14 protein-coding genes are annotated in these 15,140 nt (G+C 64.1%); 1 reads left to right on the top strand and 13 read right to left on the bottom strand.

Translation table 11 applies throughout. The annotated features are described in order from the left end of the window. Positions 1 to 2: 2 nt before the first annotated feature. The 7 genes from CO664_RS10950 to CO664_RS10920 all read right to left on the bottom strand — a co-directional run bounded on the left by CO664_RS10950 (position 3) and on the right by CO664_RS10920 (position 7,459). Positions 3 to 374 carry a DUF2384 domain-containing protein gene (locus CO664_RS10950; RefSeq protein WP_037384278.1) on the bottom strand — a complete coding sequence of 124 codons (372 nt, stop codon included), beginning with the start codon at positions 372 to 374 and terminating at the stop codon, positions 3 to 5. Between the two features lie 175 nt (positions 375 to 549). Then, a complete protein-coding gene (locus CO664_RS10945) occupies positions 550 to 1,335 on the bottom strand; it encodes a crotonase/enoyl-CoA hydratase family protein (protein WP_037416673.1) in 786 nt (261 codons plus the stop codon). Continuing rightward, positions 1,332 to 2,201: a hydroxymethylglutaryl-CoA lyase gene (locus tag CO664_RS10940; protein WP_097538752.1), complete on the bottom strand. Its 870-nt coding sequence runs from the start codon at positions 2,199 to 2,201 to the stop codon at positions 1,332 to 1,334. Before CO664_RS10940 ends, CO664_RS10945 begins: the two co-directional genes overlap by 4 nt. Continuing rightward, positions 2,198 to 4,186, bottom strand: coding sequence for an acetyl/propionyl/methylcrotonyl-CoA carboxylase subunit alpha (locus CO664_RS10935; RefSeq protein ID WP_097538751.1), 1,989 nt, complete (start codon positions 4,184 to 4,186; stop codon positions 2,198 to 2,200). Before CO664_RS10935 ends, CO664_RS10940 begins: the two co-directional genes overlap by 4 nt. A gap of 15 nt (positions 4,187 to 4,201) precedes the next feature. Further along, positions 4,202 to 4,585, bottom strand: a complete 384-nt coding sequence (locus tag CO664_RS10930; RefSeq protein ID WP_097524495.1) for a RidA family protein — start codon at positions 4,583 to 4,585, stop codon at positions 4,202 to 4,204. A gap of 11 nt (positions 4,586 to 4,596) precedes the next feature. Beyond that, complete coding sequence (locus CO664_RS10925; RefSeq protein WP_097538750.1) at positions 4,597 to 6,204, bottom strand: carboxyl transferase domain-containing protein; 1,608 nt, start codon at positions 6,202 to 6,204, stop codon at positions 4,597 to 4,599. A 91-nt stretch (positions 6,205 to 6,295) separates the two neighbouring features. Beyond that, on the bottom strand, positions 6,296 to 7,459 hold the full coding sequence (locus tag CO664_RS10920) for an isovaleryl-CoA dehydrogenase (protein ID WP_097538749.1): 1,164 nt from the start codon (positions 7,457 to 7,459) through the stop codon (positions 6,296 to 6,298). Between the two features lie 652 nt (positions 7,460 to 8,111). Here CO664_RS10920 and CO664_RS10915 point away from each other — a divergent pair. After that, on the top strand, positions 8,112 to 8,342 hold the full coding sequence (locus tag CO664_RS10915) for a hypothetical protein (protein WP_037416716.1): 231 nt from the start codon (positions 8,112 to 8,114) through the stop codon (positions 8,340 to 8,342). 84 nt (positions 8,343 to 8,426) lie between these two features. Here the strand turns inward: CO664_RS10915 and CO664_RS10910 are convergent, their stop codons facing one another. Genes CO664_RS10910 through CO664_RS10885 form a run of 6 tightly spaced genes read right to left on the bottom strand, consistent with a single transcriptional unit; the run spans position 8,427 to position 14,964 of the window. Continuing rightward, complete coding sequence (locus CO664_RS10910; protein ID WP_037416656.1) at positions 8,427 to 9,131, bottom strand: class II aldolase/adducin family protein; 705 nt, start codon at positions 9,129 to 9,131, stop codon at positions 8,427 to 8,429. Next, on the bottom strand, positions 9,124 to 10,596 hold the full coding sequence (locus CO664_RS10905; protein ID WP_234820222.1) for an FGGY family carbohydrate kinase: 1,473 nt from the start codon (positions 10,594 to 10,596) through the stop codon (positions 9,124 to 9,126). The genes CO664_RS10910 and CO664_RS10905 overlap by 8 nt, the downstream gene beginning before the upstream one ends. A 13-nt stretch (positions 10,597 to 10,609) precedes the next feature. Beyond that, complete coding sequence (locus tag CO664_RS10900) at positions 10,610 to 11,458, bottom strand: sugar phosphate isomerase/epimerase (RefSeq protein ID WP_037416713.1); 849 nt, start codon at positions 11,456 to 11,458, stop codon at positions 10,610 to 10,612. Between the two features lie 2 nt (positions 11,459 to 11,460). Beyond that, the gene (locus CO664_RS10895; RefSeq protein ID WP_097538747.1) at positions 11,461 to 12,459 is read right to left on the bottom strand and encodes an ABC transporter permease; all 999 of its coding nucleotides are present in this window, start codon (positions 12,457 to 12,459) and stop codon (positions 11,461 to 11,463) included. After that, positions 12,456 to 13,457 (bottom strand): ABC transporter permease, encoded by a 1,002-nt coding sequence (locus tag CO664_RS10890; RefSeq protein ID WP_097538746.1) that lies wholly within the window; start codon positions 13,455 to 13,457, stop codon positions 12,456 to 12,458. The genes CO664_RS10895 and CO664_RS10890 overlap by 4 nt, the downstream gene beginning before the upstream one ends. Beyond that, positions 13,450 to 14,964, bottom strand: coding sequence for a sugar ABC transporter ATP-binding protein (locus CO664_RS10885; RefSeq protein WP_097539170.1), 1,515 nt, complete (start codon positions 14,962 to 14,964; stop codon positions 13,450 to 13,452). The genes CO664_RS10890 and CO664_RS10885 overlap by 8 nt, the downstream gene beginning before the upstream one ends. Positions 14,965 to 15,140 lie beyond the last annotated feature (176 nt).

The raw sequence follows: 15,140 nt of genomic DNA, 5'->3' as shown, positions 1-15,140 counted from the left end.
CCTCAGGCGTAGACGCCGGCGCGGATGGCCTCGAGATAGGCGAGGACCTTGTCGGCCTTGCCTTCGCCGACCAGGTCATAAGCGGTCTTGCCGGCCCAGCCGGGGATCGGCTGATGTTTGAACCAAATGACGGCGCGGGCTTCGTCGCCGGCCATTTCAGACGCCATTGCGAGGATGCGGACGACCTTGCTCAAAGCGCTGTCGACCTTTCGCGCGCCAGACTTTGCCGTCAGCGTGTTGCGTGCCACGCCGATCAGCTTGGCGAGTTCGGCAAGTGTGACGCCGAGCCGGTCGGCGACGAGGCGTGCCGACAGGTACGGCGAATGATCATCCCCGAAGCGTGCCGCCGGAATCTGGAAGTCGACAGCCATCATGACAAACTCGATCCTATTTTGAGCAGTCCACTATTAAATTAGGATTAGATACGGCGCAATTCAAGCCCAATTTCCGCCACTGCATGTCTCCGTTAATCGACCTCGATTAAAGACATGCAGCAATTCAAACGGCGACCCTTGCGCCTTTGAAAAGACGCGCAGCGCTTTAGGAAGCTCAGCTCCGCCAGGACGGTTCGCGGCGCTCGAAGAAGGCCGCGACCCCCTCTTGCGCTTCTTTGGTTTCCCAGGTGTCGGCGAGTTGCTCTATCGTCGAAGCGATGACGGCATCGGTAATCGGGCTGCCGAGCGACCGCGCAAGCCGCTTGGCACGGCCGGCGGCTCCCGGAGCCGCCACCAGGTAGGACGCGACTTCGGCCTCTACGGCGGCATCCAACGTGGCAACGTTCGAGACCATCGAGACCAGGCCAGCGGTTTTCGCCTCTTCGGCCCCGAAAATCCGCGCCGACATGAACATAGGCCGCGCCCTCGCCTCCCCGATCCGGGCGACGACATAGGGGCTGATGGTAGCCGGGATAAGCCCGAGGCGGGTTTCCGTCAGCCCGAATTTCGCCCCGCGCTCGGCGACGACGGCATCGCATACGCTGATCAGCCCCACCCCACCGCCGAAGGCGCTGCCGTGGACCCGCGCGATCAACGGTTTCGGCATCTCGTTCAACGCCTTGAACATCATCGCCAGCCGCGTCGCCTCGGCGATCCGCGTCGGCCTGTCTGCCGCGAACTGCCGCCGCATCCACTCCAGGTCGCCGCCCGCGCAAAAACTCTTGCCTTCCGCTTCGAGAACGACCGCCCGCACGGTCTGATCGGCTCCAAGCCGGCCGGCAATCTCCCTGAGTTCGCCGATCATCAAGGCCGAGAGCGCGTTGTGCTTTTCAGGGCGCGCGAGCGTCAGCCGGACAATGCCGCGTTCGTCGCGGTCGTAGCGGATCGTTTGGTAGATCATGCCGTACTCCTCAAGGAGCGCGCGAAGGCGGCGGCCTGTTCGAGCTTCTCGGCGTCGAGTCCGGTGGAAAAGCCCCTCTTCCCTAGAAGCGCGTTGACCGCGACCGTATCCACATTGCCTGCGGCGCCGGGTGCATAGGGGCATCCGCCAAGGCCGCCGGCAGATGCGTCGAACACTCTGAGACCGTGCTCCAGCGAAACCGCGATATTCTCGAGCGCACGGCCTGACGTGTCGTGGAAGTGACCGGCGAGCTTCGTTGCGGCAATCTCGCCGAGCACCGCTTCCAGCATGGCGTCGACGGCTTCCGGGGTCCCTCGTCCAATCGTATCGCCGAGGCTGATCTCGTAGCAGCCGAGGCCGGAAAGCAGCCGCACCAGGCGGGCAGCAGCCTGCGGCGCGATAGGCCCCTCGTAGGGGCATTCGACGACGCAGCTCACATAACCGCGCAGCGGAATGCGGTTATGACGGCTCGCCTCCGCCACCGGACGGAACCGCTCGATGCTTTCGGCGATCGAACAGTTGATGTTCTTCTGGGAAAAACTCTCGGAGGCCGAGGCGAAAATCGCCACCTCGTCGGCGCCGGAGGCAAGGGCCGCCTCGAAGCCGCGCATGTTCGGTGCCAGCGCCGTGTAGCGCGTGCCCTGGCGCCGCGCAATGCCCGCCATCACGGCCGGAGCATCGGCCATCTGCGGCACCCAGCGCGGGCTGACGAAGCTCGTCACCTCGATCCGCTCGTAGCCGCAGTCGGAGAGCAGGTCGACAAGCCTGATCTTGTCGCCGGTATCGACGAGTCTGGCCTCGTTCTGCAGACCGTCGCGCGGAGCCATCTCGACGATCGTGACGTGCTCGCTTTTCTGCGAGGTCATTCGGCCGCCTCCTCGTGAAGCTTGACGAGCACGGTGCCTTCACTGACCTGCGCGCCCTCGGCCACGTGCACGCTCGCTACCTTGCCTTCCCGCGTCGCCGAGAGCGTAAGCTCCATTTTCATCGCCTCCATGACGACGAGCGGCTGGCCCTTGGCGACCGCCTCGCCGGCGCCGACGCGCACCAGCTTGATGAGTCCCGGCATCGGCGCGATGAGTTCGTCGTCGGCGATCTCGCTCGTGTGCCCGCCCGAAAGCGAATCCGGCAGGTGGAAGACGAGGTTGCGGCCACCGAAGAACAAGGTCAATGTCTCGCCGTCCTTGAGGAAGCGAAGCATCCGCTTCTGCCCGGCCACTTCGAGCCGGGCGCCGTCCTCGAACCGCTCGAGCACCAGGATCGGCAGCGTGCTCGACCCCGCATGCACTGCGAACTGGTCGCGGCCGCGGGCCTTGAGGGTCGCCGCCACGCGGACTTCGCCATGCTCAACCGTCACCGTCCGTTGCGCGTCGCCCCATATCTGCCAATAGCCGAGCGACGACCAGGGATCGCTTTTTATGGCCAGCTCGAGGACGCCGGTCGCGACGACTGCCGCCAGCGCCAACGCCTCGTCGTCGGCCGCGGCCGGCGCCGTCAGCCGCTCGATTTCGCGGTCGATCAGACCCGTATCGGGCCTGCCAGAGCGGAAATCGTGTACTTCGGTCAGGCGGATGAGGAAGTCGAGATTGGTGACCGTGCCGCCGATCTGGCATTCCTTGAGCGCGGCCTGCAACTGGCCAAGGGCCGCCGACCGGTTGGGGCCATGGACGATCAGCTTGGCGATCAACGGATCGTAATAGGGCGTCACCATGTCGCCCTGCCGCACTCCGGAATCGATCCGCGCCTTGCCTTCCGGAAAGTGCAGGTGCTGCAACCGGCCGATCGCCGGCAAGAATCCCTTGGCGGGGTCCTCCGCATAGATCCGTGCCTCGAACGACCAGCCGTCGATCGTGATGTCGGTCTGCTTTTTCGGCAGAGGCTCCCCGGCGGCAACCCGCAATTGCCACTCGACGAGGTCGAAGCCGGTAATCGCCTCCGTCACCGGGTGCTCCACCTGCAGCCGGGTGTTCATCTCCATGAAAAAAAATTGATCCGGCCAGAGCCCGTTCGAAACGTCGGCAATGAATTCGACCGTCCCGGCGCCGACATAGCCGATCGCCCGCGCCGCAGTGACCGCCGCATCGCCCATGGCGCGGCGCACCTCGGCGGTCATCCCCGGGGCCGGCGCCTCCTCGATCACTTTCTGGTGCCGACGCTGCAGCGAGCAGTCGCGTTCGAACAGATGAACGAAATTGCCGTGCCGGTCGCCGAAGACCTGGACCTCGATGTGGCGCGGTCTGGTCAGATATTTTTCGATCAGCACCGAGCCGTCGCCGAAGGCGGCTTCGGCCTCCCGCCGGGCGGCGTCCAGCGCCGAGGCGAAGTCCTCCCGCCGGTCGACCCGCCGCATGCCCTTTCCGCCGCCGCCGGCGCGCGCCTTGATCAGCACCGGATAGCCGATTTCGGCCGCCTCCCCGGCAAGGAAGCCAGCATCCTGCTCTTCGCCGTGATAGCCGGGCACGACCGGAACGCCGGCGCGCTCCATCAGCGCCTTGGCGGCGTCCTTCAGCCCCATGGCGCGGATCGCATCCGCAGAGGGCCCCACGAATACCATGCCCGCCGCTTCGACGGCGGCGGCAAAGTCGGCATTCTCCGAAAGAAAGCCGTAGCCGGGATGAATGGCATCCGCCCCGACGCTTCTCGCCGCCCAGATGATCCGCTCGATCGACAGATAGCTCTCGGAGGCCGCCGCCGCGCCGATCCTCACTGCCTCGTCGGCCAGCGCCACGTGGAGCGCGTCGTCGTCGGCATCGGAATAGACGGCGACGGTGCGGATGCCGAGCCGGCGGGCGGTGCCTATGACGCGGCAGGCAATTTCACCGCGATTGGCTATCAGGAGCTTCGAAAACATACGCCTCTCTTCCGCTTATTGCGCCGCCACCACTTCGACTTCGAGGAGCCAGGCGGAATCGAAGATTCCGGCAACCACCACTGTCATCGCCGGCGCCAGCGCACCCAGATAGTCGTTGCGGATCTCGCGGTTCGCCGCGAGATGATGCCTGTCGGCGAGATAGGTCGTCACCTTGACGATGTCGGCCTTCGACATGCCCGCCGCCTTCAGCTGCGCATCGACATTCAGCCACACCTGGCGCGCCTGCGCCTCGAAACCGTCCGGCACGATGTCGCTTGAATTCATCGGCACCTGACCGCTGACGAAGAGCAGTCGCCGGAAATTCTCGATGCTCACGGCCTGCGAGTAGCCGCCGCGCGGCTGCGGTGCGCTCAGGGCGTTGATATTGTCGCGCTTCATTCCCCAAGCTCCTACATCCTGAACAGCCCGAAACGCGTGTCCTCGACCGGCGCGTTCAGCGCTGCCGAGAGCGACAGCGCCAGCACCTCCCGGCTCTTGCGCGGATCGACGACGCCGTCGTCCCACAGACGCGCCGAGGCATAGAGCGGATGGCTCTGCCGCTCGAAAAGATCGAGAACCGGCTGGCGAAATCGTGCTTCCTCCTCTTCGTTCCAGGGCGTTCCGGCGCGCCTCAGCGCCTCGCCGCGCACAGTCGAAAGCACGCCCGCCGCCTGCTCACCGCCCATCACCGAGATGCGGCTGTTCGGCCAGGTCCAGAGAAAGCGCGGAGAGAAGGCCCGGCCGCACATGCCGTAATTGCCGGCCCCGAACGAGCCGCCGACCAGCATGGTGATTTTCGGAACCTTGACGGTCGCGACCGCCGTCACCAGCTTGGCGCCGTGCTTGGCAATGCCCTCGGTCTCGTATTTGCGGCCGACCATGAAGCCGGTGATGTTCTGCAAAAAGACGAGCGGGATTTTGCGCTGGGCGCAGAGCTCGACGAAATGAGCACCCTTCAGCGCCGATTCGGAGAACAGCACGCCGTTGTTGGCGACGATGCCGACCGGGATGCCGTGGACATGGGCAAAACCGCAGACGAGCGTCGTGCCGAAACGCGCCTTGAACTCGTCGAAGCGCGAGCCGTCGACGATCCGGGCGATCACCTCACGGATTTCATAGGGCGTCTTCAGATCGCCCGGCACGATGCCGGCGATCTCGTCGGGATCGTAGAGCGGCGGTTCCGGTTCGCGAAGTTCGACGGAATGCGGCTTCTCGCGGTTGAGCCCCGCGACGCCGCGGCGGGCGAGCGCCAGCGCGTGCGCGTCGTCGCGCGCCAGGTGGTCGGCAACGCCGGAGAGCCGGGTGTGCACGTCGGCGCCGCCGAGATCCTCGGCCGACACCACCTCTCCGGTCGCGGCCCGGACCAGCGGCGGGCCGGCGAGAAAGATCGTCCCCTGGCCCTCGACGATGATCGTCTCGTCGGACATCGCCGGCACATAGGCGCCGCCGGCCGTGCAGGAGCCCATGACCACGGCGATCTGCGGAATCCCGGCCGCCGACATATTGGCCTGATTGTAGAAGATGCGGCCGAAGTGATCGCGATCCGGGAAGACCTCGTCCTGGTTCGGCAGGTTCGCGCCGCCGGAATCGACCAGATAGACGCAGGGAAGCCGGTTTTCGGCGGCGATCTCCTGGGCCCTCAGATGCTTCTTCACCGTGATCGGATAATAGGTGCCGCCTTTGACGGTCGGGTCGTTGCAGACGACCATGCATTCGCGGCCGGAGATCCGCCCGATGCCGGCAATCAGCCCGGCGCCGGGCGCGTCGCCGTTATACATCCCGTGTGCAGCCGTGGCCGCGATTTCCAGAAAGGGCGTGCCCGGATCGACGAGGGCAGCGACCCGGTCGCGCGGCAGGAGCTTGCCGCGGCTGACATGGCGCTCGCGCGCCGTTTCTCCGCCGCCGCCGGCCGCCAGCCGCACCGCTTCCTCTATCGTCGAGATCGCCTCCGCCATGGCGGCCCGGTTTGCCTTGAACACATCCGAGGATGGCGAGATGTGCGATCGCAAGATTGTCATTGTCCCCCAGCCCTGCCCTTCCTCAGTCAAGCGGCGCCCCTCGGTCTATAGCGTCCTCTGTACGCCTGAAGGACGCACGGCGCCGTAGTGGCTATTTCGTCTCGGCAAACAGTTCGCGGCCGATCAGCATGCGGCGGATCTCGCTCGTGCCGGCGCCGATCTCGTAGAGCTTGGCGTCGCGCAGCAGCCGGCCGGCCGGATAGTCGTTGGTGTAGCCGTTGCCCCCGAGCGCCTGGATCGCCTCGAGCGCCATGGCGGTTGCCTTCTCGGCCGCATAGAGAATGCAGCCGGCAGCGTCCTTGCGGGCCGTCTCGCCGCGGTCGCAGGCCGCCGCCACTGCATAGACATAGGCGCGCGCCGCATTCATCGTCACATACATGTCGGCAAGCTTCCCCTGCATCAGTTGGAATTCGCCGATCGGCTGGCCGAACTGCTTGCGCTCATGGAGATAGGGGACGACGACATCGAGGCAAGCCGCCATGATGCCGAGCGGCCCGGCGGAAAGCACCACCCTCTCGTAGTCGAGGCCCGACATCAGCACCTTGACGCCCTCGCCGACCTTGCCGAGCACATTTTCTTCCGGCACCTCGCAATCCTTGAAGACAAGTTCGCAGGTGTTCGAGCCGCGCATGCCGAGCTTGTCGAGCTTCTGACCGGTCGAGAAGCCGGAGAAGGCCTTCTCGACGAGAAAGGCGGTGATGCCGCGCGGCCCGGCGGCAGGATCGGTCTTGGCATAGACGACCAGCACATCGGCATCGGGGCCGTTGGTGATCCACATCTTGCTGCCGTTCAAGACGTAGCGGTCGCCGCGCTTGTCGGCCTTGAGCTTCATCGAGACCACGTCCGAACCGGAGCCCGGCTCCGACATGGCGAGCGCCCCGACATGCTCGCCAGAGATCAGCTTCGGCAGGTATTTCGCCTTTTGCTCGGCGTTGCCGTTGCGATTGATCTGATTGACGCAGAGGTTGGAATGGGCGCCGTAGCTCAGGCCGACCGAGGCCGAGGCGCGGCTGATCTCCTCCATGGCGACGCAATGGGCGAGATAGCCGAGCCCGGCGCCGCCATAGGCCTCGTCGGCGGTGATGCCGAGCAGGCCGAGTTCGCCCATCTCCCGCCAGAGCGGCGCCGGAAAGGCGTTGCTGCGATCCGTTTCATCCGCCAGCGGCGCAATCCGCTCGGAGGCGAACCGCCGCACGCTGTCGCGCAACGCGTCGATCTCTTCGCCCAGGGCGAAGTTCAATCCAGCGTCAAACATTCCGTTCTCCTCCCGACGCCCGCCGACGATCTCCTCACCGACGAACAGGCCGGCACATGTTACCGCTATGCGGGCCTCTCGCGAACGATAACATCGCTGCCGGCTAATTTCCTTCCAAAGAGCCGGGCGGCCAAGCACGAATTGCAAAGGAAGAAGGTGGGCAAGCGGCGCAACCGTGCTTTGATGGCGAAAGGCGTAGATGCCCGTCTACTGTCCAGCGCTGGAGGTAAGGCGGAGGCGATTCCTTGGTTCAGCGCAAAGGTGCAGAGCCGGCCCGATCTCTGAGCATTTGCCTCGAATTTCTCACATTCGCCATTCCATATAGGACATGCCGAAGCGCACCGACAAAGCAGGCATGGCCTTCCTCGTGCTTATCTGCATCCTCATCGCTCTTGTGGTCAGTATTCTCGCACTCGATCCGGGCGTTCAGGAGCCCCCACCCGTCAGACCGGCAATCGTTCCGGATAACTAAAGCACGCGTTGCTTACTGCACGCGATGCGCTTTATGCATGTCATTACCCAAACCGCTGCGCAATTTTGGACATGAGTCCGTTCGCGCAGCCGATATCCGAGAGATCGCTGGTGGCCCTTGCCTACCGTGTCGGAATATGGCCCCATCATCAGCCTGCCTGCGCAACAGTTGGGGCTTCGGATGTCTGAGAAACCGGAAATTTTAAATCAAGTCCTGGCCGATTTGATCAGTGATCAAATCGAGCTGCGTCATGCAAACGAACTTCGAGCAGTTCTCTCAACCGGCAATGAAATCACCATGCACGGAAAGTTCACCGTCGGTCGAGACTTCATCATCTACAGAACGACGAAGGATGACAGCGGCAAATGGGCGATGACGCCCTTCACACACATTGTGCAATTGATAATTTGATACTTGGCAGAGGCGGGTCCCCCGAAGGAGTCGAGTGAACTGGCTGCCGCCTTGTCGGGTGTCTCTACGATTGATCGAAAGAATTCACGCCTCGCCGCGCGGGCGGGCGATGTCGTTCACCCCGTCCGCATCCGGCGCCTGGCCGTAGCTCATGCGCTGCATCTGGGCGATGACGCGCTCCATCTCGTCGTCAGGCAGGATCGGCGGTTCGCCAAGGGTGAGAGCCTGGACATAGATCCGCGACAGCGTCTCGACCTCGATCGCAAGCCAGAGCGCCAATTCGAGCGTCTTGCCGAGCGAAATCTGGCCATGCTGGCCAAGCAGGCAGGCGGTCCGGTCCTTGAGTGCGGCAAGCGCGTTGTCGGAAAGCGCCTGCGTGCCGAAGGTCGCGTATTCGGCGCAGCGGATCGTCGTGCCGCCGGCAATGCCCGTCATGTAATGAAAACTCGGAATGGTCTTGTGGTGGCAGGCGAGCGTCGTTGCATAGATCGAGTGACAATGGAGCACGACGTTGATATCGGTGCGGGCGCGCAGAATATCACGATGGAACCGCCATTCGGACGACGGCCTATGGCCGACATAGGTTCCATCGAAATCCATCTCGACCAGATCTTCCGGCTGCATCGTCTCGTAAGGCATGGAAGATGGGGTGATCAGGAACCCCTCGCCGGCACGAACGGAAAGATTGCCGGCCGTTCCCTGGTTGATGCCGCTCGAATTCATCCGCCGGCAGATGTCCACCATCTCGCGCCTCAGTGCCAGCTTGTCGGTCGTCGGGTCTTCAGCCATGGAAGCTTCCTTTCGCGTGTTCGACTTCATTTCGCTTGCCCGGCGCTGCGCAGGCAAGGGCCCGCCAATCGGCGGCGTAACATATGAGCTCGGGTGTGAGTTGCTTGAGATTTGTCGGCTCCCCGAGGGCAAGTGGCGCCGGATGCAGGCGCCACTCCTGGCCGGCAAGCAGCGCCGCACCGGCGGCGACGCCATAGGCATCGAGGTTGATGCGCACCTTGCGGTCGGGAAGCAAGGATGCCACGAGCCCCGCATAGAGCGGATCGCGCAGAAAACTTCCATCGAGGACGACGAGGCGATCATCTGAAAGCATGTCGATGCACTCCGCAGTCAACAGCGCGCAACAAAGGAGCGCCAGGGCCTTCCGTTCCATCGGCTCCGCGACCGGCGGACCCAGGATTTGGCCGCGTCCGGCGCTGCCGGGAAAAATGCCATCCCCCTCTCCGAAGGAGGGAACGGCGAAGGTGCGCTGCGCTATCAGACGTGCAACGGTTTCGGGCGGCACAGGCTCGGCCGGCGGATCGCTGCCGGCGATCTGCGAGAATTCCCGCCCTCCCATGGTCAGAATGCCGCCGAGCGGATTGCCGAAAACATCGCTGTTCAAGGTCATGCCGCGATGTTCGTCGAGCCGCTCGACCGCCGTCGAACCGGAAAAACCGACGATCCAGGTCCCCGTGGAGATGACCGTGAAATCCCGCAGCCCGGCGGCGTGATAGCGATAATGATTGAGGCTGCTGTCATGGCCGCCCGTCAGCACGGGCAGCCCTTCCGGCAGATCGAAGCGGCGGGCAAGTTCGGGTTGGACGGGCCCCAGCGCCTGCCATGCCTTGGCGAAGGGCGGCATCAGGTGCTGCCAGCCGCGGGCGCTGACGATCGGCGCCCAGCGCGCTTCCGCGACATTCCAGAGATGCGACTGGGCGCCGAGAAAGCTCGATTCCGAGGCGGCTACACCGGAAAGCCGCCAGGCCCAGTATTGTGGTAGGCCAAGATACCAACGGGCATTCCCGAACGCGCGCGGCTCGCGCTGCTCCATCCAATAGAGCTGACGGGCCTGATGGGTCGCGCCATGCATGGTCGCACTGCCGCGGTCGAGAAAGCTGCCGGCGAGCGGCGCATAGCCGTCGCGGATATCGGCCGGCAATGGCTGCTCATAGTCGATCATCGGAAGAGCGGCGCCGTCGCCGGCATCCGGATCCGCGCCGGTCAGCACACCGCCGGAGCCATGTCCGGAGGTGACGAAGGCGTCGAAGGCATGGCGGCGCGAGAGGATCGCCAGCGTCTCGAAGATCCAATCGCTTAAGGCATTCAGATCGTGATGGCGCCAGGGCGGTCCGGGCAGAACGGGGTTTGGGACGCTGAGGGTCTCGACGATCGTGCCGTCCGCCTGGGCGGCGCTGAGCTTAACATTGGTCTTGCCGACGTCGAGGACGGCGATCATCGCCGTTACACTTCCTCGATCGCTCACCGGTGCCTCCACTTCAGATCAGCCCATATTGCCTGGCCTTGTTGCGCAGGAAGGGCAGGCCATTGCCCATCACTTCCTCCTCATCCTTGGCGACCGGCCGCCAGACCGCAAGGCCGTAGGCCACTTCCGGCGGCATGTTGATGAAGCTCTCCATGGCGAGACCGCCCGTGAAGCCGATGGCGGCAAGCGTCGAGAAGATTTCATCCCAGCCGCAGGTGCCGTAGCCGGGCGTGCCGCGGTCGCTCTCCGACAGGTGAATATATTTCAGATGCTCGCGTGCATCGAGAATGCCCTTGCCGACGCCCTTCTCCTCGATGTTCATGTGGTAGGTGTCGAGATGGACGAAAATGTTGTCGGCACCGACGCGCTCGATCATCTTCACTGCCTGCCAGCCGGTATTGATCAGGTGGTTCTCATAGCGGTTGACGGCCTCGACGCCGATTTCGATGCCGCGCGACTTGGCGTGCTTGGCGGCGGCCTCGAGCACCCGGGCGATATTGTCGTATTCCGCGAGCGTCGGCGGCACGCCGGTGCGCTCGCCGATACCGCCATAGATGACTCCGGAAAGCGCCTCGCCGCCGAGCTCCGCGGTCTTGTCGATCGCGACCTTCAGATGCTCGATCGCCGCATCCGGCCGCACCGAGGCCCAGGCGCGCTCGGGCAGGCCGAGCGAGCAGAGCGCCCGCAGCCGGTTTTTCTCGAGCAGCGCACGGGTATGTTCCGTATCGACGGCCGGCGGGTTCAGCATCGGGATCTCGATGAAATCGACCTCGTATTTGACGGCGGCTGCCACCGCCCGCTCCGCACCCGGACGGTCCCAGTTCATGGTCCACATGCTCGTATGGACGCCAAATCCCTGCATGGTCATGATCCTCTTCTGATGATGGAAACCCTGATTTTCGAAGCGACCCAGCGAAGGATCATCACGCCGACGAGCAGGATTCCCCAGACGGCGGTCGCAAGATGCTGGTTGGCCCCTATGAGATTGAGGCCGGACGATAGAAGCTGCAGCACCACCAGCGCCACGAAGACGGGAATGACCCGGCCGAAGCCGCCGAACGGATTGACGCCGCCGAGGAAGCAGGCAAGCACGGTGATCAGCAGGTAGGACTCGCCGTGACCGATGCGCACCGAATTGAACCGTGCCAGCATGATGATGCCGGCAATGGCGCACATCATCCCGGATAGCGTGTAGACGAGGACGATCGCCTTGCGCGTATTGATGCCGGAATAGCGGGTCGCTTCGAGATTGGAGCCGATCATGTAGGTATTGAAGCCGAGCTTGGTGCGGCCGAGCAGCACGTGCCAGCCGAGCACGCAGACAATGAAGACGATGAGCGGCACGGGGATGCCGGCGATCGAACCATGGCCAATCGGTCCCATGAAGGCGGGGAACCCGGAAATGTCGCCGCCACGCGTCAGGAACTCGCCGAGCCCGCGCAGGAAAATCATCATCGACAGCGACACGAGGATCGGATGGGCGCTGGTGAAGGCGATCACCAGCCCCATGACGACGCCGCTTGCCGCGCCGACCAGAAGCGCCAGCAGACAGCCGACGATGAAGATGCCGACGCCAGCATCGACGCCGCCATTCTCCCTGAGGACCCAGGCGACCGTAAGCCCGGCGATATTCGCCGTGAAGGTGATCGCCAGATTGAGGCCGCCGGTGAGGATCGGCAGCAGCATGGCAAGCGTCAGCAGGCCGAGTTCGGGCAGTTGGAAAGCGACGGAGCCGAAGGTTGCGGCACTCAGGAACTGCGGCGAGGCAAGTCCGAAGACAAGGACGACGGCGACGAAGGCGAGGCCGGGTCCGGCCATCTCCGGCCCGAGGGCCGTTTTGACACGCTCGAGGATTGTGGTCATCGTCCTCCTCCCTTCTGGCCGACGAAGGGCACCAGACGTTCGATGCGCGTATTGGAAAGCGTGATGGCGAGCAGGATGATGGCGCCGACGATCATCTTGAAGGCAAAGGGTGAGACGCCCATCAGGTTGAGGCCGTTCTGGGTGATGGAGATCAGGAGAACGCCGAGCACGCAGCCGAGCACCGAACCCTTGCCGCCGCCGAGGCGAGCGCCGCCGAGGACGACCGCCGCAAGCACGTCGAGTTCGCGGCCGTAAAGCGCGTTCGGCACCACCTCCTGGGCATAATGCGCCTGGATCAGCCCGCCGATGCCGGCCATCAGGCCAAGCCAGCCGAAGGCGATGAACTGCATCGCGCCTATGTTGATGCCGAAGCGGCGCGCGCCCTCCGGGTTGTCGCCGAAGGCGTAGAGCTGCCGGCCGATCGTGGTGCGGGTGATCAGCATCCAGGTGGCTATGACACAGATCACCATCACGAGAACCGGCAGCGTGATCTCGATCCAGGTCCCGTCCGGCATTTCATGCTCGAAGAGGATGACACGGTCGGTCAGCCAGTCGGGCAGGTCGTAGATCGATACGCCCCGGCTGAAGAACATCAGCAAGCCAAAATAAATGTTGAACGTGGAGATCGTCGCGACGATTGAGATGATCCGGAAGCGGTGGATCAGGAAGGCGTTGACGCAGCCGAGCAGCACGCCGAACGAGGCGGCGATCAGAAGCCCGGAGACCCAGCCGCCGCCGCCGATCCAGCCGAGCACGATCGCCGTGCAATATTGCACGACCGAAGCGGCGACGGCGAAAGAGATGTCAATGCCGCCGGCAATCAGCACGACCAGCAGGCCGACGGCGAAGATGATGTTGACCGCGCTGATATTGAGGAGGTCGAAGGCGTTGCCGAGCGAGAAGAAGTTCGCCGTGGCGAAGGAAAGCACGGTGCTGATGACGATGATCACCGCCAGCAGCGAGAATTCGGTCGCGTGAGTGCGGATCAGGCTACGCATAGACGGCCGCCTCGATGTCTTCCAGCCGCGCCTGGCGCGGATCATAGCTGCCGACGATGCGCGCCTGCGCCATATGGAGGACGCGGTCGGCGTTGAAATAGACTTCCGGCACCTCGTCGGAGATCAGGATGATTGCTAGGCCGCTCTCGGCGAGCTTGGCCACGATGTCGAAGATGCCGGCGCGGGCGCCGACATCGACGCCAACCGTGGGGCAGTCGAGAATGAGTATCTTCGGGTCCGTGGCGAGCCATTTGGCGATCGCCACACGCTGCTGGTTGCCGCCCGAAAGCGTCGATATCGCATCGGCCTGGCGGCCGATCCTGACCCCGAGGTCGGCGATCCAGCGCGAGACGAGGCCGCGCTTGCGATCCTCGGAGAGCAGCCCCCCGGAAAGGATCTTTCGCAACGAGGCGATCACCAGATTGTCGGCAATCGACTGCGCCTGGACGAGTCCCAGCGACAGACGGTCCTCCGAAAGATAGGCGACGCCCGACTTGATCGCGTCGCGGTTGGAACGGAAGCGGACCTCCTTACCCTCGATGCTGATCCTGCCCGAAGCGGGCTTCAGCATACCGAAAAGAGCGAGCGCCAGCTCGGTGCGACCTGCTCCCAAGAGGCCGGTGATACCAACCGTTTCGCCGCGCCGGACGGTGAGCGAAATGTCCTCGAACTGGCCGGGCCGGGTCAGCCCCCGAACGTCAAGCACCACCGGCTGATCGTCCTTCTGGCGTGCGCGGACGTGCTGGTCGAAGGTCTTGCCGGTCATCAGTTCGGTGATGCGCGACTGCGTCATGCCGGCGGCGGGATAGACCCCGACCAGCGCCCCGTCGCGCAGCACCGTGATGCGGCTTGAAATCTCCAGCACCTCGGCGAGCCGGTGGCTGACGAAGACGACGGCGACACCGGAAGCAGAGAGGTTGCGAACGATATCGAGGAGGTGATCGGTCTCCGACTGCGTCAGCGATGCGGTCGGCTCGTCCATGAAGACGAGCTTCGCCTCGCCGATCAGCGCCCGGGCGATCGCCACGATCTGGCGCTGGGCGATTGCATATTCCTTCAGCGGCATGTCGACGTCGAGACTGACGCCGAGCCGAGCGAGCGCGTCGGTGGCGATCTGCCGCATGCGGCCGTAGTCGACCAGGCGCGGCCGGCGGCCGACCACTTCGTCGAAGGCGATATTCTCGGCGACGCTCATTTCCGGAAACAGCGCCAGGTCCTGCCAGATGACCTTGATGCCGCGGTCCTGGGCGGTAACCGGCGACATGTGCGAATAGGTCTCGCCGTCATATTCGATGACAGCGCCGTCCGCCGGGCGGTAGACGCCGGTGATCACCTTGATGAGCGTGCTCTTGCCGCAGCCGTTCTCGCCTGCGAGACAATGCACTTCGCCGGGGCGGACCTCGAAGCTTACATTCTTCAGCGCCTTGACGCCGCCGAAGGTCATGTTGATGTTGCGAAGGGACAGAAGCGGCTTTTCACCGACCGTCGCGCTCGTTGCCTGATGCATGGACCCTGCGCCTGTCGAACTTCGTTTCACGAGACTTGCCAGGCCGGCCGGAGCCGGCCCAGCAGCCGGGAGAACCCGATTGCATGTCTCCTTGGATCGATCCCGATTTAAGGACAAAGACATGCAGCAATTCAAAGTGCTACAGCGACCTTTACGCGTCTCGTAGGATGCACGGT

The organism is Sinorhizobium sp. NG07B (assembly GCF_002532005.1).
Taxonomy (GTDB): Bacteria; Pseudomonadota; Alphaproteobacteria; order Rhizobiales; family Rhizobiaceae; genus Sinorhizobium; species Sinorhizobium fredii_C.
This window is presented reverse-complemented; position numbering and strand designations above follow the sequence as displayed.